The 23,353-nt window shown below is 60.6% G+C and carries 19 protein-coding genes, 2 rRNA genes, 1 pseudogene and 1 riboswitch (1 of these 23 running past the window's edge); of the genes and pseudogenes, 9 read left to right on the plus strand and 13 right to left on the minus strand.

Annotated elements, in window-relative coordinates; translation table 11 throughout:
- Positions 1-32: 32 nt before the first annotated feature.
- From ilvN to KI797_RS16815, 6 genes are all read right to left on the minus strand, one after another.
- The gene (gene ilvN, locus KI797_RS16790; protein ID WP_025328160.1) at positions 33-527 is read right to left on the minus strand and encodes an acetolactate synthase small subunit; all 495 of its coding nucleotides are present in this window, start codon (positions 525-527) and stop codon (positions 33-35) included.
- Entirely contained in the window at positions 527-2,245 is a 1,719-nt protein-coding gene (locus tag KI797_RS16795) for an acetolactate synthase 3 large subunit (protein WP_005323836.1), read from the minus strand. Before KI797_RS16795 ends, ilvN begins: the two co-directional genes overlap by 1 nt.
- Positions 2,246-2,634: 389 nt before the next feature.
- Positions 2,635-2,787: a hypothetical protein gene (locus tag KI797_RS16800; protein WP_005323837.1), complete on the minus strand. Its 153-nt coding sequence runs from the start codon at positions 2,785-2,787 to the stop codon at positions 2,635-2,637.
- A 35-nt stretch (positions 2,788-2,822) separates the two neighbouring features.
- Positions 2,823-3,932: an MJ1255/VC2487 family glycosyltransferase gene (locus tag KI797_RS16805; RefSeq protein WP_182786316.1), complete on the minus strand. Its 1,110-nt coding sequence runs from the start codon at positions 3,930-3,932 to the stop codon at positions 2,823-2,825.
- Entirely contained in the window at positions 3,929-4,432 is a 504-nt protein-coding gene (locus tag KI797_RS16810) for a phosphatase PAP2 family protein (RefSeq protein WP_182786318.1), read from the minus strand. The genes KI797_RS16805 and KI797_RS16810 overlap by 4 nt, the downstream gene beginning before the upstream one ends.
- A gap of 138 nt (positions 4,433-4,570) precedes the next feature.
- Positions 4,571-5,194 carry a TetR/AcrR family transcriptional regulator gene (locus KI797_RS16815; protein WP_005323843.1) on the minus strand — a complete coding sequence of 208 codons (624 nt, stop codon included), beginning with the start codon at positions 5,192-5,194 and terminating at the stop codon, positions 4,571-4,573.
- Between the two features lie 406 nt (positions 5,195-5,600).
- On the opposite strand from KI797_RS16815, the gene leuA reads away from it, so the two are divergent.
- From leuA to KI797_RS16840, 5 genes are all read left to right on the plus strand, one after another.
- Positions 5,601-7,163 (plus strand): 2-isopropylmalate synthase, encoded by a 1,563-nt coding sequence (gene leuA, locus KI797_RS16820; RefSeq protein WP_171272549.1) that lies wholly within the window; start codon positions 5,601-5,603, stop codon positions 7,161-7,163.
- Positions 7,164-7,427: 264 nt separating this feature from the next.
- Complete coding sequence (gene leuB / locus KI797_RS16825; protein WP_182786320.1) at positions 7,428-8,513, plus strand: 3-isopropylmalate dehydrogenase; 1,086 nt, start codon at positions 7,428-7,430, stop codon at positions 8,511-8,513.
- 32 nt (positions 8,514-8,545) lie between these two features.
- Entirely contained in the window at positions 8,546-9,943 is a 1,398-nt protein-coding gene (leuC, locus tag KI797_RS16830; RefSeq protein ID WP_182786322.1) for a 3-isopropylmalate dehydratase large subunit, read from the plus strand.
- A 12-nt stretch (positions 9,944-9,955) separates the two neighbouring features.
- Positions 9,956-10,555, plus strand: coding sequence for a 3-isopropylmalate dehydratase small subunit (leuD, locus tag KI797_RS16835; protein ID WP_182786324.1), 600 nt, complete (start codon positions 9,956-9,958; stop codon positions 10,553-10,555).
- A gap of 112 nt (positions 10,556-10,667) precedes the next feature.
- Positions 10,668-11,594 carry a transglutaminase domain-containing protein gene (locus tag KI797_RS16840; protein ID WP_182786326.1) on the plus strand — a complete coding sequence of 309 codons (927 nt, stop codon included), beginning with the start codon at positions 10,668-10,670 and terminating at the stop codon, positions 11,592-11,594.
- A gap of 104 nt (positions 11,595-11,698) precedes the next feature.
- Here KI797_RS16840 and KI797_RS16845 read toward each other — a convergent pair whose 3' ends face one another.
- A complete protein-coding gene (locus KI797_RS16845) occupies positions 11,699-11,989 on the minus strand; it encodes a PilZ domain-containing protein (protein ID WP_171272553.1) in 291 nt (96 codons plus the stop codon).
- Positions 11,990-12,080: 91 nt separating this feature from the next.
- Positions 12,081-12,171, plus strand: a riboswitch (TPP riboswitch).
- A gap of 100 nt (positions 12,172-12,271) precedes the next feature.
- Between KI797_RS16845 and thiB the strand changes: the two genes are divergently transcribed.
- The 4 genes and pseudogenes from thiB to KI797_RS21225 form a co-directional block, all read left to right on the plus strand.
- On the plus strand, positions 12,272-13,252 hold the full coding sequence (thiB, locus tag KI797_RS16850; protein ID WP_226170231.1) for a thiamine ABC transporter substrate binding subunit: 981 nt from the start codon (positions 12,272-12,274) through the stop codon (positions 13,250-13,252).
- The gene (thiP, locus tag KI797_RS16855; protein ID WP_218409628.1) at positions 13,228-14,856 is read left to right on the plus strand and encodes a thiamine/thiamine pyrophosphate ABC transporter permease; all 1,629 of its coding nucleotides are present in this window, start codon (positions 13,228-13,230) and stop codon (positions 14,854-14,856) included. The genes thiB and thiP overlap by 25 nt, the downstream gene beginning before the upstream one ends.
- 77 nt (positions 14,857-14,933) lie before the next feature.
- The gene (thiQ, locus tag KI797_RS16860) at positions 14,934-15,641 is read left to right on the plus strand and encodes a thiamine ABC transporter ATP-binding protein (RefSeq protein ID WP_182786332.1); all 708 of its coding nucleotides are present in this window, start codon (positions 14,934-14,936) and stop codon (positions 15,639-15,641) included.
- 40 nt (positions 15,642-15,681) lie between these two features.
- Positions 15,682-15,819, plus strand: a pseudogene (locus KI797_RS21225) (thiamine ABC transporter ATP-binding protein); the annotation flags it as partial.
- A gap of 69 nt (positions 15,820-15,888) precedes the next feature.
- Here the strand turns inward: KI797_RS21225 and KI797_RS16870 are convergent.
- From KI797_RS16870 to KI797_RS16895, 6 genes are all read right to left on the minus strand, one after another.
- On the minus strand, positions 15,889-17,259 hold the full coding sequence (locus tag KI797_RS16870) for a PhoH family protein (protein ID WP_043130560.1): 1,371 nt from the start codon (positions 17,257-17,259) through the stop codon (positions 15,889-15,891).
- A gap of 222 nt (positions 17,260-17,481) precedes the next feature.
- Entirely contained in the window at positions 17,482-18,165 is a 684-nt protein-coding gene (locus tag KI797_RS16875; protein ID WP_005323870.1) for a TSCPD domain-containing protein, read from the minus strand.
- A gap of 9 nt (positions 18,166-18,174) precedes the next feature.
- Entirely contained in the window at positions 18,175-20,322 is a 2,148-nt protein-coding gene (locus KI797_RS16880; RefSeq protein ID WP_218409626.1) for an adenosylcobalamin-dependent ribonucleoside-diphosphate reductase, read from the minus strand.
- A 207-nt stretch (positions 20,323-20,529) separates the two neighbouring features.
- Complete coding sequence (locus KI797_RS16885) at positions 20,530-20,979, minus strand: pullulanase (protein ID WP_041206375.1); 450 nt, start codon at positions 20,977-20,979, stop codon at positions 20,530-20,532.
- Between the two features lie 276 nt (positions 20,980-21,255).
- A 5S ribosomal RNA gene (gene rrf / locus KI797_RS16890) occupies positions 21,256-21,370 on the minus strand.
- 125 nt (positions 21,371-21,495) lie between these two features.
- Positions 21,496-23,353, minus strand: a 23S ribosomal RNA gene (locus KI797_RS16895) (it continues 1,032 nt past the right edge of the window).

Here is a 23,353-nt window from a genome sequence, read left to right on the forward strand (position 1 = left end):
GCCCCTTTTGGATAGATTACCAGCCCCTGATATCAGGGACGCAGGGACTTGTCCGCACGGGAGATACCGCAGACACCAGAGCGCACCACCTCGATGATCTCGTTGGTCTGGGCGGCAGTCTTGATGAAGGCGTCCAGCTTCTCGCTGGTGCCCACCAGCTGCACTGTGTACTGCTCGGGGGTGACGTCCACAATCTGGCCACGGAAGATATCCGCCAGCCGTTTCAGCTCGTCGCGGGCACCACCGGCGGCGCGTGCCTTGACCAGGGCGATCTCCCGCTCGATGTGCTCCCCTTCGCTCAAATCGCACACCTTGAGCACGTCCACCAGCTTGTGCAACTGCTTCTGGATCTGCTCCAGCACCCGCTCGTCACCCATGGTGACGATGGTCATGCGCGACAGGGTGGGATCCTCGGTGGGGGCCACCGTCAGGGTCTCGATGTTGTAGCCGCGCTGGGAGAAGAGGCCCACCACACGGCTCAGGGCGCCGGATTCGTTCTCCAGCAGAACGGAAATTATATGTCTCATCAGGTCCTCTCCGTCTTGCTCAGCCACATCTCGTCCATGGCACCGAACTTTATCTGCATCGGATAAACGTGTTCATCCGGGTCGACCGAGATGTCCATGAACACCAGCCGATCCTTCATGGCGAACGCCTTCTCCATGGCGCTCTCCAGCTCGGCCGGATCGCTCACCGCGATGCCGACGTGGCCATAGGCTTCCGCCAGCTTGACGAAGTCCGGCAGGGATTCCATGTAGGAGTGGCTGTGACGGCCGCCGTAGAACATCTTCTGCCACTGCTTGACCATGCCCAGCGCGCGGTTGTTGATGGAGATGATCTTGATGGGCACCCCGTACTGCATGCAGGTGGAGAGCTCCTGGATGTTCATCTGCACAGAGCCGTCGCCGGTGACGCAGCAGACCACGGCATCCGGGTTGGCAAACTGGGCCCCCATGGCGGCGGGAATGCCGAAGCCCATGGTGCCGAGACCGCCGGAGTTGATCCACTGGCGCGGCTTGGCGAACGGGTAGTAGAGGGCGGCAAACATCTGGTGCTGGCCCACGTCGGAGGCGACGAAGGCCTCCCCCTTGGTCACCTTATAGAGCGCCTCTATGACCTGCTGCGGCTTGATCAGGGTGGGGTGGGTCTCGTAGGCCAGGCAGTTGCGGGAGCGCCACTGATCGATCTGGCTCCACCAGTCCGCCAGCGCCTGCTTGTCGTTGTCGAAGCCGCACTCGCGGATCACTTCCAGCATCTGCTCCAGCACGGTTTCCACCGAGCCGACGATGGGCACATGGGCCTGCACCGTCTTGGAGATGGAGGTGGGGTCTATGTCGATGTGGACTATGGTCGCATTGGGGCAGAACTTGCTCACGTTGTTGGTGACGCGGTCATCGAAGCGGGCACCCACGGCGAAGATGAGATCCGCGTTGTGCATGCTCTTGTTCGCTTCGAAGGTGCCGTGCATGCCGAGCATACCGATGAACTGCGGATGGGTACCGCTGAAGGCCCCCAGCCCCATGAGGGTGGTGGTCACCGGCAGGTTCAGCAGCTCCGCCAGCTTGGTCACCAGATGATCCGCATTGGCGTTGATGGCGCCACCGCCCACGTACATGACCGGGCGGCTCGCCTCGGTCAGCAGCTTGGCAGCACGCTTGATCTGGCCCTTGTGTCCGGCCTTGGTCGGATTGTAGGAGCGCAGGGAAACGGACTCGGGATACTGGTAGGGGAATTTCTCTTTCGGGTTCTGCACGTCCTTGGGCAAGTCCACCACCACGGGCCCCGGGCGGCCACTGGCGGCAATGTAGTAGGCCTTCTTGATGGCCTCTGGAATCTCGCTGGCCTTCTTGCACAGGAAGCTGTGCTTCACTACAGGGCGGGAGATGCCGATCATGTCGGTCTCCTGGAACGCGTCCTCCCCTATCATGCTGGTCGGCACCTGACCGGACAGGATCACCAGAGGGATCGAGTCCATGTAGGCGGTGGCGATACCGGTGATGCAGTTGGTGGCACCGGGACCCGAGGTCACCAGCACAGTGCCCACCTTGCCGGTGGAGCGGGCGTAACCGTCCGCCATGTGCACCGCGGCCTGCTCGTGCCGCACCAGGACATGCTCCATCTTGCCGTTTTCGAAGAGAGCGTCATAGATGTCGAGCACTGAGCCACCAGGGTAGCCGAAAACGTGTTCCACTCCCTGATCTTCCAGCGCTCTAACCACCATCTGGGCGCCTGATAACATCTCCATGATAAAGCCCTCCAGGCTTTGCTCCGTTAAGCGAAAGCTACCGACAGTCCGCTGCTTCCCGGCAGCGCCGATCCGTCTCTTGTTGTTGTCTGCATCCAGACCAGGCGAGTTCGGAGCCGTCGATAGTAGAAAAATAGGTTTTTTCCATCATTCACCCGAAAAGCGGGTGAAAAACCAACTTAACCCGCTTGTGAACGCTTGTCCACGGCTTTGTCTGACCAGAACAGTCATAAATTTCAAACAGCTATTAACATTCAGTGACTTGGTCACCAGACCGGAAACAAAGCGGGGAGTATGGGGGGGAAACTAGCGGATCATGCTGCCAATCAGGGCAGAGATGGAAATAAATGGCCCGCCCCCAGGGGGCGGGCCGTCAAAACCATAACGTTTTAGTGCTCGTCTTCCGGCTCCGCCAGCCAGATCTGCTGATCCGGATCCGTCTCTTCACAGACCGAGATGCTGACCCCCATGTCGAGCAGCTCATGCAGGGTGAGATTGTCTGCCAGGGTCATGGTGTCGCCGTTTTCATTGGTAAAGCGCATGGTGTCCGTCCTCTCCTTGGTGGGATCAATTCAGTCTAGTCAAAGGCGCTGAGTTGCGATAACCAGGGACGGGACAATGCCGGGTTGCCCGCCAACTCGCTAAGGCGATCGCACACCTCCTCCGGAAAGAGGGTTCTGGCCCACAGGCGGCGGGAGAGAGACTCAATATCTTCCTCGGTACCGGCCAGCAGCCAGTCGGCCAGCGCACCCGCCACATCGGGGTAATGCACTCTGCCGGGTGCCGGCGCCTCCAGCCAGGCTCTCACCGCATTGACATCCAGCGTCTCCATCAACTGGGCCAGCCCCATCAGCTCCAGGGTCCTGCCGTTGGTCAGCTGCTCGAACTGACCGCCCAGAGGCTTGACCAAGAGCTTCTTGCCCAGCGACAGCGCCTCCGAGGCCAGTTCAAACCCCGCATTGCTGATGACACCCCGGCAACCGGCCAGCGCCAGCTTGAAGCCCTCACGGGCCGCCGGCTCGAAGCGGATGTTGCGCCATTGACTGGCCTTGCGAAGACCGGGGTGAAAGCAGACGAATCGCTGCTGGCTGAAGCGCGACAACAGCGCAGCTATCTGCTCTGTCTGCTCGAATGGCAGATAGACCAGGATCTGCTGGTTGTCCGGGACCGGGGTCATGGGATCTATGATGGGGGGCAGCAGCGGCTGACCGAAATGGAACCAGTGCAACCCCAGAGAGCGGCTCACCGGGGCGAAGTGGCGCATCAGCTGGCGGTTGAAACCACTCTCCCCCCAGCGCGGAATGGGCCAGTCGAAGCTGGCCTGATGGCTGATGGTCAGACTGGTTTTTTGCCAGCGCCGGGCTGCATGGGCACTGAGTGGCTCAAAATCGCTGATCACCAGATCGTAATCCCGGCAATCCAGCGCTCGCATGTCCTGCCAGAAACGCAGGGGAGAGAGCCCCTTGAGGGTACGCCAGCCCGAGATGCAGCCCTGATGGCTGACGAAACTGATGCCGGGAAAGGTGCGGTAGTCCCCGAACTCCCCCATCTCGAAGTAGCCGTCGACGGCGCGCCCGCTGAACAGGTAGTCGACCTCTATCCCCCTGGCCTTCAGGGCGCGCGCCAGAGTCCTGCTGCGGCTGATATGACCGTTGCCGGTCCCCTGTACCCCGAACAGTATCCTCATCCCTGGCTCCAGTTAAGGGCCCAGAGGGCGCAGCCGCCCCCGAGCAGGGCGCCGGCCACCAGATCGCTCAGATAGTGCACCCCGAGCAGCAGGCGCGACGCCCCGACCAGGATGGCCCAGAGAAACAGCAGCGGCGCCCAGAGCGGAAAACTTGCCGCCAGCACGGTGGCCATCAGGAAGGCGGCGGCGGTATGGCCGGAGGGCAGGCTGTAGCGATCGGAGGGGGTGATGAAGACCGGCAAGCCCACGGGGCGCTGACGTCTCAGGGCATTCTTGAGCAGCAGATAGAGCGGCAGCTCGGCGGCAAAGGCCAGCAGGGCGACTTGCACCACTTCCCGCTGCGCCTCCCCCTGCCACCAGAGCAGGGCGGCCAACACGGCGTAGAGGGGACCGTCACCGGTGCGGGAGACGAGCCGGCTGATCCTGGCCTGCGACCGGTTGTAGGGATGAAGCAGACAGACGCGGCACACCCGCAGGTCCCATTGCTGGATCTTGTTCATCACGCCTCCTGCTCTTGAGTCTTGCCTGCAGACTAGGGCGGCGGAGTGACACTTGGTTGAAGGAGAGATAACAGATTTGTGAAATGAGCCATGCAAAAGGGCCATGCGGCCCTTTTTTCAGTTTTTACCCGGGAAGACTCAGTTCAGGGAACCGCGCAGGCCGTTCTCCATCAACTGGCAGTTGTGGGCCGCCAGCCGGCTCATGAAGCTCTCGTCCACCGTCAGGCCGAACACCTGCTCGTAGAGATCCTTCATCACGAAGGGCTGCCACATCATGCTGAGGAAGGAGATCTTCAGCATCTCGGGATCCAGGTTGTCGCCCAGCTGGCCATTGGAGCGCATGGATTCGAGCAGGGCATCGAACTGGGGCAGTTGACGCTCCAGCAGACGATTCAACACAAAATCCCGCCCCGGACTCTTCTCGGTTGATAATGCGCTGGAGATGGCGGAAGTCAGTTCGCTGTTAGGCGCCATCACCTGATAGTAGGTATTGAGCAGATCGGTCAGGCTGCGGTTGCTGCTCTCGTCATGCCAGGCCTGATCCAGCGGCTCGGCCACATCCCCCAGCACCGCCTTGTAGAGGCCCTCTTTGCTGCCGAAGTAGTAGTGGATCATCGCCAGATTGGAGCCGGCCAGCTCGGCGATCTCGCGGGTCGTCACCTTGCTGTAGGGGGTGTTGAGAAAACGTTCGCGTGCGGCGGCGAGCAGCTTGTCACGAATGTCGGAACGTCCGACCGGACGGCCAGGTCTGCGTTTTTCCATGGAATACCTCAGATAATTCAGCAAGGGCTGATAAGTCGATCTGATTGTGCGGGTGATCGAGTACAGCAGGAACGACCAGATAATCAGGCATGAACCGAATATGGGACAAGGAAATTTGCACTCCTTTACAATCCGATTAAATAACACAGTGAATTGAACCTGTCCTTTCGAGTTGACACAGCATAAAAATCTCGATATTGGTAGTAGCGTTATCGACTGGAAGGATTGAGTCATCATGCATATTGCCGCTCCGCTACTACTGCTCCCCCTAATCGCGACTTCTCGCGCGGGATCCTTGTAGCCGGGCTAAGGCATAGCCGGAATTTACAAAAACCCGTGCACCCCGCACGGGTTTTTTTATGCCAATGCAGGATGCACGCACCGAACTTAGGAAGAGGGAAGTCACATGTCAGATCGAGTCATCATATTCGATACCACCTTGCGTGATGGCGAGCAGGCGCTGTCGGCCAGCTTGACGGTCAAGGAGAAGCTGCAGATTGCCCAGGCGCTGGAACGACTCGGTGTCGACATCATGGAAGTGGGCTTCCCTGTCTCCTCCCCTGGTGATTTTCAATCGGTGCAGACCATAGCCCGCCACATCAAGAACAGCCGTGTCTGCGCCCTCGCCCGCGCCCTGCCCAAAGACATCGATGCCGCCGGCGAAGCCTTGCGGGTCGCCGACGCCTTCCGCATCCACACCTTTATCTCCACCTCCTCCATCCACGTCGAAAGCAAGCTGAAAAAGAGCTTCGAAGACGTGCTGGAGATGGGGGTCGGTGCCATCAAGCACGCCCTGCGCTACACAGACGACGTGGAGTTCTCCTGCGAGGATGCGGGCCGCACACCGATTGATAATCTCTGCCGCATGGTGGAGGCCGCCATCAAGGCGGGGGCTCGCACCATCAACATCCCGGATACCGTGGGCTACACGGTGCCGACCGAATTCTCCGGCATCATCCAGACCCTGTTCAACCGGGTGCCGAACATAGACCAGGCCATCATCTCGGTGCACTGCCACGACGATCTGGGCCTCTCGGTGGCCAACTCCATCGGTGCCGTACAGATGGGGGCGCGTCAGATAGAGTGCACCATCAACGGCATCGGCGAGCGGGCGGGCAACTGCTCCCTGGAAGAGGTGGCGATGATCCTGAAAACCCGCGCCGACCTGCTCGGGGTGCACACCAACATCCGCCACAACGAGATCCACCGCACCAGCACGCTCGTCAGTCAGCTGTGCAACATGCCGGTGCAGCCGAACAAGGCCATCGTTGGGGCCAACGCCTTCTCCCACAGCTCAGGCATCCATCAGGACGGCGTGCTCAAGGCCAAGAACACCTACGAAATCATCACCCCCGAGAGCATCGGCCTCACCCAGAACAACCTCAACATGACCTCCCGCTCCGGCCGCCACGTGATCAAGCACCGCATGGAGAGCATGGGCTACGCCGAGAGCAGCTACGATCTCGACCACCTCTACGGCAAGTTCCTGGTCCTGGCCGACAAGAAGGGGCAGGTGTTCGATTACGATCTCGAGGCGCTGGCCTTCTTCAGCCAAATCCACGAGGAGCCCGAACACTTCAAGCTGGAGTACCTCGGGGTGCAGAGCGGCAGCTCTGTGCTGGCCACCGCCTCGGTCAAGCTCAAGGTGGGTCAGGATCTGATCTGCGAAGCGGCCACCGGCAACGGTCCTGTGGATGCGGTCTACCAGTGCATCAACCGCATCACCGGCTACGAGATCCGCATCGACAAGTACGAGCTCAAGGGCAAGGGGGAAGGCAAGAATGCCCTCGGCCAGGTCGACATCGTCGCCGAATACAAGGGCCGCAAATTCCATGGCATGGGGCTGGCCACCGACATCATAGAATCCTCGGCCCAGGCCCTGGTCCATGTCATCAACAGCATCTGGCGTGCCGATCAGGTCGCCGAGCAGATGGAACGCAATAACAACATCAAATCGGAAACCGTCTGAGCAGTTAGTGATAGGTTCACTGAGCAGATGGGACATAAAAACAACACCAAATCGGAAACCGTCTGAACAGTGAGTGATCGGCTCACTGAGCAGATGGGACATAAAAACAACACCAAATCGGAAACCGTCTGAGCAGCGATCGGCTCGCTGAAAGGACGGAATTCAATCACAACATCAGGACGGAGACAGTCTGAACAGGTATAGGCTCGCAGTATCGGGTCACTGGGCAGATGGAACTCAAGACAACATCAGGACGGAGAGAGTATGAGCAGTTATCGGATCGCAGTATTGCCGGGGGACGGCATTGGCCCGGAAGTGATGGCCGAGGCCATCAAGGTACTGGAAAAGGTACAGGCCAAATTCGGCTTCTCCCTCGACTATGATCGCCACGACGTCGGTGGCATCGCCATCGACAACCACGGCACCCCGCTGCCCCAAAGCACCATAGCGGGCTGCGAAGCGGCCGATGCCGTGCTGTTCGGCTCGGTCGGCGGCCCCAAGTGGGAGCACCTGCCACCGAACGATCAGCCGGAGCGCGGCGCCCTGCTGCCCCTGCGTGCCCACTTCAAGCTGTTCTGCAACCTGCGCCCGGCCCGTATCTACACCGGCCTGGAGCAGTTCTCCCCCCTGCGTGCCGACATCTCGGATCGCGGTTTTGACATCGCCTGCGTGCGGGAGCTGACCGGTGGCATCTACTTCGGCCAGCCCAAGGGGCGCGAAGGGGAAGGCGCCATGGAGAAGGCATTCGATACCGAGGTGTATCACCGCTTCGAGATCGAGCGCATCGCCAGGATAGCGTTCGAATCGGCCCGAGTGCGCAAGTCCAGGGTCACCTCCATCGACAAGGCCAACGTACTCGCCTCCTCCATCCTGTGGCGCGAGGTGGTCAGCGAGGTCGCCAAGTCCTATCCGGACGTGGCCCTGAACCATATGTACATCGACAACGCCACCATGCAGCTCATCAAGGATCCGTCCCAGTTCGACGTGCTGCTCTGCTCCAACCTGTTCGGTGACATCCTCTCCGACGAGTGCGCCATGATCACCGGATCCATGGGGCTGCTCCCCTCCGCCAGCCTGAACGAATCCGGCTTCGGCCTGTTCGAGCCGGCCGGTGGCTCGGCCCCCGACATCGCCGGCAAGGGCATTGCGAACCCCATAGCCCAGATTCTCTCCGCCGCCCTGATGCTGCGTTACAGCCTCAAGCAGGAAGAGGCGGCCCAGGCCATAGAGCAGGCCGTGGCCCAGGCTCTGGCCGAGGGTTACTTCACCGCCGACCTGCATCAGGGTAACGCACAGCACCCGGTACAGAGCACCGCCGAGATGGGCAGCCAGATAGCCGCACGGATCTGAGCCACGCAGCACATAACAAGGAATACAGAGCAATGTCCAAGACCCTCTATCAGAAAGTGTTCGACGCCCATGTGGTCCGGGAAGTGGAAGGGGAAACCCCCCTTATCTACATCGACCGCCATCTGGTGCATGAAGTGACCAGCCCGCAGGCGTTCGACGGCCTGCGCGCCATGAAGCGCCCGCTGCGCCGCCCGGATCTGACCTGGGCCACCATGGATCACAACGTCTCCACCACCACCAAGGACATCGCCGCCTCTGGCGAGATGGCCCGCATCCAGATGGAAACCCTGGCCGCCAACTGCAAGGAGTTCGGGGTCCGTCTCTACGATCTCAACCACAAATACCAGGGCATAGTCCACGTGATGGGTCCCGAGCTCGGCATCACTCTGCCCGGCACCACCATAGTCTGCGGCGACTCCCACACCGCCACTCATGGCGCCTTCGGATCGCTCGCGTTTGGCATCGGTACTTCCGAAGTGGAACATGTGATGGCGACCCAGACCCTGAAGCAGGGCCGGGCCAAGACCATGCGTATCTCTGTCAACGGCAAGCTGGCCGAAGGCATCAGCGCGAAAGACGTGGTGCTGGCCATCATAGGCAAGGTCGGCGCGGCCGGCGGTACCGGTTATGTGGTGGAGTTCGCAGGCGATGCCATCACGGGTCTCTCCATGGAAGGGCGCATGACGGTGTGCAACATGGCCATCGAGCTCGGCGCCAAGGCAGGCATGATCGCACCGGATCAGACCACCATCGACTACATCCGCGGCAAGGTATTCGCCCCCACCGGCGAGGCGCTGGCGCAGGCCATCGCCTACTGGCAAACCCTCAAGAGCGATGCCGATGCCAGATTCGATGCCGAAGTGGTGCTGGACGCCGCCGCCATCGCCCCTCAGGTGACCTGGGGCACCAACCCGGGCCAGGTGATTGCCGTCAATGAACCCATTCCTGCGCCGGAGTCGTTTACCGACCTGATGGAGCAGCAGTCCGCCCGCAAGGCGCTTGCCTACATGGACTTGCAACCGGGCCAGAAGCTCTGTGATGTCACCATCGACAAGGTGTTCATCGGCTCTTGCACCAACAGCCGCATCGAGGATCTGCGCGCCGCCGCCGCCATCGCTCGTGGCCGCAAGGTGGCCGCCGGGGTACAGGCCCTGGTGGTGCCGGGCTCCGAGCAGGTGAAGGCCCAGGCCGAAGCCGAGGGGCTGGACAAGATCTTCCTCGAGGCGGGTTTTGAGTGGCGCCTGCCCGGCTGCTCCATGTGTCTGGCCATGAACAACGACCGGCTGCAACCGGGGGAGCGCTGCGCCTCCACCAGCAACCGCAACTTCGAAGGGCGTCAGGGCCGTGCCGGCCGCACCCACCTGGTGAGCCCGGCCATGGCCGCCGCCGCCGCCGTCACCGGCCGCTTCGCCGACATTCGCGCACTCTAAGAGGAAACAGCGATGACAGGATTCAAACAGCATAAAGGGATCGTCGTCCCCCTCGACAGCGCCAACGTCGACACCGACGCCATCATTCCGAAGCAGTTTTTGCAGAAGGTGAACCGCATCGGTTTTGGCAAGCACCTGTTCCATGACTGGCGCTTCCTGGACGATGCAGGCCAGCAGCCCAACCCCGAGTTTGTGCTGAACCAGCCGCAATTCGCCGGTGCCAGCATACTGCTGGCCCGCGAGAACTTCGGTTGCGGCTCGAGCCGCGAGCACGCCCCCTGGGCGCTGGCAGACTACGGCTTCAAGACCATCATTGCCCCGAGCTTTGCCGACATCTTCTACGGCAACGCCATCAACAACGGCATGGTGCCGGTGCGCCTGCCGGAGGAGGAGGTCGAGGCCCTGTTCCAGCTGGTTGCCGCCCAGCCGGGTATCGAGATCGACGTGGATCTGGAGGCGAACCAGGTGCGCGCCGGCGCGCTCACGTTCGGTTTCGAGATCGACGAGTTTCGCCGCTACTGCCTGCTCAACGGGCTGGATGCCATCGGCCTGACCCTGCAACACGAGGCCGCCATCAGCGCCTTCGAGGCGAAGCAGCCGAGCTGGATTTGACGAGCCTGCGACAAGAAAACGAGTAGAATCAACAGGGAGCCGAGGCTCCCTGTTTTATTGTCGGGTCGCTGTACAAGGCCCGCCACCTCTGCATGTCCGACAGGAGACACCTATGTCCGCAAGGGGCGCCCTTTCACTGCTCAGCCTGCTGCTCAGCCTCCCGGCCCTGGGCGGACAGACCTACTTCAACAGCAACGGCGGCCAGCTCAACGTCGGCTGGCAAGACAAGGAAGGCAAGGCCCAGCAACTCAGCTACCGGCTGGAGGCGGGCAAGCTGCCACCGCTCATCGCCTATCGCCCGGCCAGGATGCAGGAGGAGGTGCTGCAGAGCTTGCTGCAGCAGGCTGCACTTGAGTTCCCCGAGGTGCAGTTCTCCCTCTCTCGCCCCAGCCTCGCCCTCAGCCTCAAGAGCCGCAACGCCGACAAGGCCAGGGAAGCCTCGCTATGGGTCAAGCCGGAGCAGGCCATGCTGGAGGCCGAGTGGCTCAAGCAGCACTACTTCCAGCCCTTCACCCCGCCCGACGGCGCCCCCGCCATCAAGCAGGATCATGTACGCATCGCCCTGGAGAGCCGCGCCGAACTGGCGCCCCTGGCCGAACAGCTCAAGCAGGAGGGGGCCACAGAGACAGAGGCGCGCCAGAAGACGGTGGAGCACATGCTCGACTTCATCCAGGCCATCCCTTATCAGCTGCTCGACAGCCAGTCGGGGCGATCGGGCAAGGGCTTTCTGAGCCCGCGCCAGGTGCTGGAGCAGAACCGGGGGGACTGCGACAGCAAGGTGACCCTGATGGCGGCCCTGCTGGCCCAGCGCTTTCCCGAGCTGAAACAGGCCATGGTGTTCGTGCCGGGTCATGCCCTGCTGGGAGTCGCGTTGCCGGCTGGCCCGGGTCAGGCGACCCTGAGCTGGCAAGGGGAGACCTATCTGCTGCTGGAACCGACCGGCCCCGCCCAGCTCCCCATGGGCCAGATCGCCGTCACCAGCAAGACGCTGGTCGACAGCAAGCAATTGAGCGTCCAACCCGTGCTGGCCAGCCACTGAGTCGCCTCCGGAGCGGCGATCCGGGCGGGAAGGCAAGGTTGGCCCGGGCCGAAAATGCATCGACCAGCCGGTGGCTGGTCGATGGAACAGGGTGGCGTGCGGACTCAGGTCAGCGGCAGGAACTCCAGGGCCAGCAAGAGCCCACCCTCCTCCTCCAGCACCCGCACTATGCGGGCCTGGGCCTCGAAGGGGGGCAGCAGGTTGCTGCTGGTGGCCAGGCTCACCCGGATGGGTTGGGCCAGATCAAACCCGTGTTCGTTCACCTCGACCCCCATGCCATTGGCGCTGAGATCCCGGCAGACTCCTTCAAGCACCTTCTGGTGCTGGAACAGGGTGACAGGGGCGTTGATGACCATGCGCTGGAAGGCACGTCTTTCCTTGGTGCTGGTGATCACTGGGGGCATCCTCCTTGGTGGTGGCTCGCACGGCGCGGCCCCTGAAACATAGTGCTGGCCTCCCCCAAAGAAGGTCAATACAATGCGGTTCGTTGCTCAAACGGGGTGCGGTTTACCGCTGAGATTATACCCGTGAACCTGATCCAGATAATGCTGGCGGAGGAATTTGAGGCATGGCGCGCGTTTTTTGCGCCCTCATCCGCTGGCCCTCACCACAAGAGAGGTGCCATTGATGCGCAGACCGCGGCCCATGGCACCTCATTACTCACAGGAGTGCCATTGATGAAGACCCTGCTGCTGCTCGCGACCGGCCTGCTCTCTGCCCAGGCATTTGCCGCCGACACCCTCACCGTCTACACCTACAGCTCCTTCGCCGCCGAATGGGGCCCGGGTCCCAAGATCAAGCAGGCCTTCGAGAAGGAGTGCGGCTGCACCCTCAATCTGGTGGCCCTGGAAGACGGTGTCGCCATCCTCAACCGGCTGCGGCTGGAAGGTCAGCACAGCAAGGCAGACCTGGTGCTGGGGCTGGACGATGCTCTGGTCAGCGAGGCCAAGCAGAGCGGCCTGTTCGCCCCCCATCACACCAGGCTCGACGCCCTCAAGGTGCCGGGCGGCTGGCAGGATGACACCTTCGTCCCCTATGACTACGGCTACTTCGCCTTCGTCTACGACAAGGACAAACTCAAGCAGCCCCCCAAGAGCCTGAAAGAGCTGGTGGAACGCCAGGATCTCAAGGTGATCTATCAGGATCCCCGCACCTCCACCCCGGGCCAGGGGCTGATGCTCTGGATGAAGTCTGTCTATGGCGATCAGGCCCCCGCCGCCTGGGAACAGCTGGCCAAAAAGACGGTCACCGTCACCAAGGGCTGGTCGGAGGCCTATGGCATGTTCCTCGACGGCGAGGCGGACATGGTGCTCTCCTATACCACCTCCCCCGCCTATCACCTGATCGCCGAGAACAAACCCCAGTATCAGGCGGCCGCCTTCGCAGAGGGGCATTACCGTCAGGTGGAAGTGGCCGCCAAGCTGAAAAGCGCTACCCAGGACAAGCTGGCTGACCAGTTCCTGCAGTTCATGGTGAGCCCGGTCTTCCAGCAGGAGATCCCCGCCGGCAACTGGATGTACCCGGTGATCGACCAGCCGCTGCCCAAGGGCTTCGAGCAGATGATCACGGTCGCCAAGCCGCTGAGCTTCACCTCTGATGAAGTGGCCGCCAATCGCAAGAACTGGATCCGCGAATGGCTGCAAGCCGTCACCCAGTGAACGCAGACACTCGTCCCCTCTGGTGGCTGCCAGGCAGTGCGGCCACCTTTCTGATCCTGCTGTTGTCCCTCGGGCCGCTCGCGGCCCTGCTGTGGCAGGCGGGCACCTTGTCTCCCCGCACTCTGTTGGCCGATCCCTACCTGCGCCATGTGCTGGGCTTCAGCCTGGGGCAGGCGCTGCTTTCCACCCTGCTGAGCCTGGGGCTTGCCATTCCGGTCGCCCGGGCCTTGGCGCGGCGCCGCTTCCCCGGCCGTCGCCTGCTGCTCAAGCTGTTCGGCCTCTCCCTGGTGCTACCGGTCATCATCGCCATCTTCGGCATGGTCGCGGTGCACGGTCGCCAGGGCTGGCTGCCACAGCTGCTGCGCGGCCTGGAGCTGGATCCCGGCAACTACCTGTACGGCCTGTTCGGCATCCTGCTGGCCCATGTCTTCTTCAACATGCCGCTGGCAGCCAGACTCATCCTGCAGAGCATAGAGAGCATCCCCGAATCCTCCTGGCGCCTCGCCAGCCAGCTCGGCATGCGCTCCTCCCATATCTTCCAGCTGCTGGAGTGGCCGCTCATCCGCGGCATACTGCCGGGGCTCGCCAGCCTCATCTTCATGCTCTGCTTCACCAGCTTCACCACAGTGCTGGCGCTGGGCGGCGGCCCCAAGTCCACCACCCTGGAAGTGGCCGTCTATCAGGCACTGCGTTTCGATTTCGATCTCGCCACCGCGGGCGGACTGGCGCTGGTACAGCTGCTGCTGACCGTCGCCCTGCTCCTGCTGCAACACAGGCTGCAGACCACCCCGGCCAGCCGTCTCACCAGCCGCCGCCCCTGCCTGAGGCCGGATCGCCATCAGCCGGGGACAGGCCTGGTGGATGGGCTGGCCCTTGCCACCGGGCTTGCCATCTTCCTGCCCCCCCTGCTAGCCATAGTCGTGGCCGGTTTCAACCCCGGCCTGCTGACGGCGCTGGCATCCCTCCAACTGTGGCAGGCGGGCGGCCAGTCCCTGGCCATCGCCCTGGCGGCCGGGTCGCTCGCGACCCTGCTCGGCGCCAGTCTGCTGCTCACCAGCCGCCACCTGAGGGTGCGTGGGCGCAAGCGGCGGGCCGCCGCCCTGTGGGAGGCCAGCGGCTCCATGATCCTGATGATCCCGGCAGTGGTGCTGAGCACAGGGCTGTTCATCATGTTCATGCCCTTCACCGATGTCTTTGCTCTGGGCCCCTGGCTGGTGGTGCTGGTCAACGCCCTGATGGCGCTGCCCTATGTGCTGCGCACCCTCAGCGCCCCCATGCAGTTGGTGGTGCGTCAGTATGACCGGCTGGCGGACAGCCTGGGGGTGCGCGGTCTGCATCGCCTGCGACTGGTGGAGTGGCCTCTGCTGCGCCGCCCGCTGGCGCTCGCCATGGCGCTCTCCATGATATTGTCCCTCGGGGATCTCGGCGCCATCGCCATGTTCGGCAGCCAGGCTCTCACCACCTTGCCCTGGCTGCTCTATCAGCAGCTCGGCAGCTACCGGCTGACCGAGGCGGCCGCCACCGCCCTGCTGCTGCTCACGCTCTGTTTCTCCCTGTTCTGGCTGGTTGAGCGGGGTCTTGGAGGAAAAAATGCTGAACATTGAGGCACAGAGCGTACGACTCCACCCTCACCGTTTATTCGGCCAGACAGCTGGTCAAGCGGCCTCTTGGAGAAGACAACATGCTGAACATTGATCAGCTGGTCACCAGCTACCCGGATTGGCGCGTCAGCTTCAGCGCCACCCTGCCCAGAGGGGAGATCACGGCCCTGATAGGGCCGAGCGGCGCCGGCAAGTCCACCCTGCTCGGCATGATCGCAGGTTTCGTGCCGGTGGAGTCCGGCCGCCTCAGTTTCGATGACGTCGATCTGCTGCCGCTCGGCCCGGCCGAGCGCCCTGTCACCACCCTGTTTCAGGATCACAACCTCTTCCTGCACCTGTCTGTGTTCGACAACATTGCCATCGGCCTGCACCCGGGCCTGCGCCTAAGTCCGGCACAGCGCGAGCAGGTGAAGCAGGGCGCAGAGCGGGTCGGTCTTGGCGACATGCTGAGCCGCCTGCCGGAGCAGCTCTCCGGCGGACAGCAACAGCGGGTCGGGCTGGCCCGCGCCCTGGTGCGGGGAAAACCGCTGTTGCTGCTGGATGAGCCCTTCTCGGCCCTGGATCCCGCCCTGCGCCGGGAGATGCTGGCCGAAGTGGCCCGTCTCGCCTGCGAGCAGGGCATCACTGTGATCATGGTGTCCCACAACCCGGAGGATGCCCAGCTTATCGCCGATCAGGTCTTGTTCGTGGATGAAGGCCGCATCGCCCTGCAGGACAAACCCGACATACTGCAAAACAGCGAACACCCCGGACTGCTACGTTACCTTGGTCGTGCTCTATCTCCATAGTGGATGGCCAACAAGCTGATGGTCTCCCCCTGGCATAACCCCGGAGGATGCCCAGCTGATCGCCGATCAGGTGTTGTTCGTGGACGAAGGGCGCATCGCCCTGCAGGGCAAACCCGACATACTGCAGAACAGCGAGCACCCCGGACTGCTACGTTACCTTGGTCGTGCACAAGGGTAATGACGGCAACGGGATCAAAAAAGGGAAGCCGCTGGCTTCCCTTTTTCCGTATGAAGATAGTCAGTTAAATCAGAGATTTTCCTCGGCGAACGAGGCCAGCCGGCTGCGCACCACCCCGTTCAGGAAGATATTGGCACTGCCGTCGAAGTCCTTGAACCGTTCGACTATGTAGGTCAGCCCCGAGGTCACCGGGCTCAGGTAGTTGGAGTCTATTTGCGCCAGGTTGCCGGAGCAGACTATCTTGGTCCCCTCGCCGCAGCGGGTGATGATGGTCTTGATCTGGGAAGCAGTCAGGTTCTGACACTCGTCCAGCAGCACGAAGGTGTTCTGGATGCTGCGCCCGCGCATGAAGTTGACCGATTTGAACTGGATGTTGGCCTTCTCCATGATGTAGCTCAGCGAGCCGCTCATGTTCTCGTCCTGCTTGTGCAGTACTTCCAGGGTGTCGGTCACCGCCGCCAGCCAGGGCATCATCTTCTCTTCTTCGGTACCGGGCAGGAAGCCGATGCTCTCGGCGATCTCCGGGGTGTTACGGGTGACGATCACCTTCTCGTAGATCCCCTTTTCGATCACCAGCTCCAGGGCCGCAGCCATGGCGAGCAATGTCTTGCCGCAGCCCGCCGGGCCGGTCAGGATCACCAGGTCGATGTGCGGATCCAGCAGAGCATCCAGCGCCATCCCCTGATAGACGTTCTTGGGGTGCACCCCCCAGGCCTTGCGTGACATCAGCCGCTCGCGGCCCAGATCCTTGAGACGGATCTTGTTGCCATCGTGGCTGAGTACCCTGGCTGCAAAGAAGTTCTCCTCGTCCAGCAGGTACTGGTTGACGTGTACCCCCTCCAACAAGTTGGCATCAATAACGTGCACCGTATCGCGGCCATGGGTTTCGCTGTCGCACTCGCCCACCCGCTCCCAGAAGCTGCCGGGCACCACCTGAAAGCCCTTGGCGAGCAGACGGATGTCGTCGATGAGCTGGTCGCTGCGATAATCCTCCACATGGGCAAGGCCCGCCCCCTTGGCCTTGAGGCGCATGTTGATGTCTTTGGTGACCAGCACCACCTGGCGTTTCATCTCATGCTTTTGCAGGTAGAGGGCCGCGTTGATGATGCGGTTGTCCGCCTCCTTGTCGGTGAACACCTCGGCATCCTGGGGCAGATGGTGATCGCTGAAGATGGAGATATGACCGCTCGCCTCGCCGGCCAGGGCCACCCCCTGCACTATCTGTTCGGGGTTGGCGTCGCGAAACACGTCTTCCAGCGCCCGGATGGCGACCCTGGCATCACGACTGACGTCTTTCTGGCGATCCTTGATGTTGTCGAGCTCTTCGAGCACCGTCATGGGAATGAGCACGTCGTGCTCTTTGAAGGAGTAAATGGCGAGGGGTTCGTGAAGCAGAACGTTGGTATCCAGGATAAACAGCTTTCGGTCCGTGTTGTCCATAAGCATCCTCCTTGGCACTGAAGGTGCCACGTGTGTGAATCTCAGATGTCATTGAAACCACACGGCCGTGACAGTTTTATTACCCCCAACGCTACGCCCGATTTTACCAGCGTGCAACAAATCCCTTTGGCTCCCGCGACTGACTGAACAGAAAATACCCAATAGAAAAGACCGGCCCACAGGCCGGTCTTTTCATACTGCTTTTCGGACTAACCGCACCTGCTAGCCACACTTGGAATCGCCACAGTTGAGGCAGGTCATGCAGCCATCCTTTTGCACCAGCGCCTTGGTGTGGCACTTGTAGCAGAGCGCCGCACTGGCCGGGAAGCCGCTGCCTGCCTGCTGGACGTCAGCCTCCTGTTCGGCCTGGATCTGTGCCTGCTTCTCGGCCAGAAACGCCTGCTGGTGCTCATCCAGCCCGGTGGCCTTGAGCATGCCTATCTCGGTGAGATGAGTCTCGATCACGTTGCCAATTTCGGCGATGAGCGATGGCACATACTTGCCCTTGTTCCAATAACCCCCTTTGGGATCGAACACGGATCTCAGTTCCTCCACCAGGAAGGTGACATCCCCGCCCTTGCGAAACACCGCAGAGATGATGCGGGTCAGCGCCACTATCCACTGGTAGTGCTCCAGGCTCTTGGAGTTGATGAAGATCTCGAACGGACGGCGCGTCTCGTGGACCGTGCCCTCGTTGAGAATGATGTCGTTGATGGTGATGAACAGCGAGTGCTCGGAGACATGCTCCGGCGTCTTCAGCTTGTAGGTGGTGCCCATCAGCCGCTCCGGACGCAGTACCGTCTCGTGCATGTGCACCACGTCATCCTGAGGAGCCGGCGCTTCTTGCGGCTCATCCCGGGTTTTCACCTTGTAGGCGACGATTTTCCTGTCGATCTTCTTGACCATAATCTGTTCTCAGAATTTACCGTAATAGCCTTCTTTCAAGGCGTCGTAGAGGTTGGCGGCGGTGTGCAGCTCACCATCGTATTCGATCTCTTCGTTCCCCTTCACCGTGATGACGGAGCCATCCTCCAGGGTGAACTCGTACTGAGTGTTTTCCAGATCCTTCTCCTTCACCAGCACGCCCTGGAAGGCCTCGGGGTTGAAGCGGAAGGTGGTGCAGCCCTTGAGGCCTGAGTCCGAGGCATACATGTAGATGTCCTTGAACTGCTCGAACGGGAAGTCGGTCGGTACGTTGGCCGTCTTGGAGATGGACGAATCTATCCAGCGCTGGGCCGCGGCCTGGATGTCCACGTGCTGGGCCGGGCTGATGTCGTCGGCGGTGATGAAGTAATCCGGCAGACGGCAGGCTTCATCCTCGGTGTAAGGCATGGCGCCAGCATTGATGAGCTCCCGGTAGGCCAGCAGCTCGAAGGAGTAGACATCCACGCTCTCCTTGCTCTTCTTGCCCGCCTTGATGACGTTGCGGCTGTAGTGATGGGCGAAGCTCGGCTCTATACCGTTGCTGGCATTGTTGGCAAGCGACAGGGAGATGGTACCGGTCGGCGCTATGCTGCTGTGGTGGGTGAAACGCCCACCCACCTCGGCCAGTGCGGCCACCAGGGCGGGATCCACCTCGGCCACCTGTTGCATGTAGCGGCTGTAGCACGCATGCAGCACCTTGCCCTTCACCTTGTCGCCGAGCTTGATGCCATCGGCCGCCATCTCGGGGCGCAGCCGCAACATCTTGCCGGTCACCTCGAACTCCTGCTCCATGATGGGGGCAGGGCCCTTCTCTTTCGCCAGCGCCAGGGACTCCTGCCAGCCGGTCATGGCCAGCTCCTGGGAGACCTGCTCGGTGAAGGCGACAGAAGCGGCAGAGCCGTACTTTATCTGCAGCATGGTGAGGGTCGACCCCAGGCCGAGGAAGCCCATGCCGTGGCGGCGCTTGGCGGTGATCTCCTCGCGCTGCTTAGGGAGCGGCAATTGATTGATCTCCACCACGTTGTCCAGCATGCGGGTGAAGATGGCCACTACCTTGCGAAACGCCTGCCAGTCGAAGGCGGCCCGCTCGGTGAAGGGCTCGCGGACAAACTTGGTCAGATTGACCGACCCCAGCAGGCAGGCGCCATAGGGGGGCAAGGGCTGCTCACCACAGGGGTTGGTGGCGCGGATCTCCTCGCAGAACCAGTTGTTGTTCATCTGGTTGACCTTGTCGATCAGGATGAAACCGGGCTCCGCATAGTCATAGGTGGAGGTCATGATGACGTTCCACAGCTTGCGCGCTGGCAGGGTCTTGTAGACCTTGCAGGCCACCTGCCCCAGCGCGTTGATCACCACTCCTTCCTTGTTCGGCCAGTCGGCCCAGAGCACCTGAGCGGGATCATCCAGGGCGATGCCGTCCTGCTCCACCTCTTTGGCGGTGTAGGGGAAGATAAGCCGCCAGGGAGCATCCTCCTTCACCGCCTTGACGAACTCTTCTGTGATCAGCAGGGATAGGTTGAACTGGCGCAGGCGGCCATCTTCCCGTTTGGCCTGAATGAACTCGATCACGTCGGGATGCCGGATATCCATGGTACCCATCTGGGCGCCGCGACGACCACCGGCTGACGAGACGGTGAAACACATCTTGTCGTAGATATCCATGAAGGAGAGCGGGCCCGAGGTATAGGCCCCGGCGCCGGAGACGAAGGCACCACGCGGGCGTAGGGTCGAGAAGTCATAACCGATGCCGCAGCCCGCTTTCAGGGTCAGGCCGGCCTCGTGCACCTTGCCGAGAATGTCGTCCATCGAATCTTCGATGGTGCCGGAGACGGTGCAGTTGATGGTCGAGGTGGCCGGCTTGTGCTCGAAGGCCCCGGCATTGGAAGTGATGCGACCCGCCGGGATGGCGCCATTGCGCAGCGCCCACAGGAAGGGCTCATACCAGGCATCGGGCTCGCTCTCCTGGGCCGCCAGCGCACGGGCAACCCGCTGATAAGTCTCGTCTATGGTGCCATCGATGGGCTCCCCATCCTTGCTCTTGAGGCGATACTTGCTGTCCCAGATCTCGAGGGAAGTTTCCTGCATGGGGATGAGGGCAGAACCGGGTCCACTCTCCAGAACAGGGTTGGATTTAGCCATTTTCAAGCCACCTTATGTGAATGCAACAACGTCATGACAGAGTTAAAAACACAACTAATAGGTTTCATATAAACCAGATAACACTATATATAGTATCTCTCTCACGGGGCGCCGATTCTATCCTAAAAAAATGCCCCGGCCAGCAGATATTTGGGCCAGGGCATTTAACCAGTTCATTTCCCGATGAATTTAACGGGAGGGGAAATCTCAGGGCTTCTTGACGTACACGCTCGGCGTCTCACCCGCCATATTCAGATAGAACTCGTAGACACCGTCAGCATCCGGCGAGAACTTCATGTCCTCATACTTGGAGCAGGGGTTGACCGGCACAGGCTCTCCGCCCAGCACGGCGACGCCGTCACTCGGACTCTTGTAGCCGAAGTTGGTACCACAGCTCCAGCCGGAATCGGCGAACTTGAACTTGTAGGGCGCCCACTCTTTCTTGAGCGTTCCCTTGGCCATGTAGAGCTTGTCTGCTACCTTGACAACCTTGCTCTCATCGGTCGCCATCCAGTCGTTCATCTCCCCGCGCAGGTAGATGGACTTGCCGTCGAAGTCGCTGTTGTCTGCCGCCTGCTCTGCACCACCATTGGATGCGCAACCGCCTAATACCAGGGTTCCCGCCGCCAGCATCATCGTTACTGTTCTTTTGAACATGTGTCCATTCCTCAGATTATTGTGATTCCTTGGCCCATCGAACGTGGGCAGACGAATTAAAGCAGAGCAGGCATCACAAGAAAGGTAGAGTCATCACATTCTGTGCTTTTTATATCCAGCACGTGGCGATAATGGATAAATATCGAACAGAAGATGGTCGAGGTTTTTGGACCGAGGGAACATGTCGTCAAAGTTAGAGGTCAATTATCAGTCAATGCGCTAATTTTCAGACAATAAAAAACCCCGCTCGAGTGAGCGGGGTTTCTTGTATTGGGTGCCTGGCAGTGTCCTACTCTCGCATGGCGAATGCCACACTACCATCGGCGCTACCGCGTTTCACTTCTGAGTTCGGCATGGGATCAGGTGGTTCCACGGCGCTATGGCCGCCAGGCAAAAAACTTCATCTGGAAAGCTGACGTGAATAACAACTCGGCTAGTTTGCCTTGTCATTATCACTGAATTAGTTAGTAGTTCTTGGGGTCTGTTACAAGTCTCAGAACACTTCTTGGGTGTTGTATGGTTAAGCCTCACGGGTAATTAGTATGGGTTAGCTCAACACGTCGCCGCGCTTACACACCCCACCTATCAACGTTGTGGTCTCCAACGGCCCTTTAGGACCCTCAAGGGGTCAGGGATGACTCATCTCAGGGCTCGCTTCCCGCTTAGATGCTTTCAGCGGTTATCGATTCCGAACTTAGCTACCGGGCAGTGCCACTGGCGTGACAACCCGAACACCAGAGGTTCGTTCACTCCGGTCCTCTCGTACTAGGAGCAACTCCCTTCAATCATCCAACGCCCACGGCAGATAGGGACCGAACTGTCTCACGACGTTCTGAACCCAGCTCGCGTACCACTTTAAATGGCGAACAGCCATACCCTTGGGACCGACTTCAGCCCCAGGATGTGATGAGCCGACATCGAGGTGCCAAACACCGCCGTCGATATGAACTCTTGGGCGGTATCAGCCTGTTATCCCCGGAGTACCTTTTATCCGTTGAGCGATGGCCCTTCCATTCAGAACCACCGGATCACTATGACCTACTTTCGTACCTGCTCGACCTGTCCGTCTCGCAGTTAAGCTGGCTTATGCCATTGCACTAACCTCCTGATGTCCGACCAGGATTAGCCAACCTTCGTGCTCCTCCGTTACTCTTTGGGAGGAGACCGCCCCAGTCAAACTACCCACCAGGCACTGTCCGCGAGCCCGATTCAGGGCCCTGCGTTAGAACATCAAACATACAAGGGTGGTATTTCAAGGACGGCTCCAGCGCAACTGGCGTCACGCCTTCAAAGCCTCCCACCTATCCTACACATGTAGGTTCAATGTTCAGTGCCAAGCTGTAGTAAAGGTTCACGGGGTCTTTCCGTCTAGCCGCGGGTACACCGCATCTTCACGGCGAATTCGATTTCACTGAGTCTCGGGTGGAGACAGCATGGCCATGGTTACACCATTCGTGCAGGTCGGAACTTACCCGACAAGGAATTTCGCTACCTTAGGACCGTTATAGTTACGGCCGCCGTTTACCGGGGCTTCGATCAAGAGCTTCGCTTGCGCTAACCCCATCAATTAACCTTCCGGCACCGGGCAGGTGTCACACCCTATACGTCCACTTTCGTGTTTGCAGAGTGCTGTGTTTTTGATAAACAGTCCCAGCCATCTGGTCACTGCGACTCCCAACTGCTCCATCCGCAAGGGACTTCACTGTCAAGAGCGAACCTTCTCCCGAAGTTACGGTTCTATTTTGCCTAGTTCCTTCACCCGAGTTCTCTCAAGCGCCTTGGTATTCTCTACCCGACCACCTGTGTCGGTTTGGGGTACGATGACTTGTAATCTGAAGCTTAGAGGCTTTTCCTGGAAGCAGGGCATCAATGGCTTCACCACCGTAGTGGCTTCGTCTCGTGTCTCAGTGTTGTGTCTCCGGATTTGCCTAGAAACACCACCTACGCACTTTCACCAGGACAACCGTCGCCTGGCCCACCTAGCCTTCTCCGTCCCCCCATCGCAATTACAAGTCGTGCAGGAATATTAACCTGCTTCCCATCGATTACGCCTTTCGGCCTCACCTTAGGGGTCGACTCACCCTGCCCCGATTAACGTTGGACAGGAACCCTTGGTCTTCCGGCGAGGAGGCTTTTCACCCCCTTTATCGTTACTTACGTCAGCATTCGCACTTCTGATATCTCCAGCATACCTCTCGATACACCTTCGCAGACTTACAGAACGCTCCCCTACCACTCACACATAAGTGTGAATCCGCGGCTTCGGTGCCTGGTTTGAGCCCCGTTACATCTTCCGCGCAGGCCGACTCGACTAGTGAGCTATTACGCTTTCTTTAAATGATGGCTGCTTCTAAGCCAACATCCTAGCTGTCTG

It is taken from the genome of Aeromonas media (assembly GCF_020423125.1).
GTDB lineage: Bacteria > Pseudomonadota > Gammaproteobacteria > Enterobacterales > Aeromonadaceae > Aeromonas > Aeromonas media.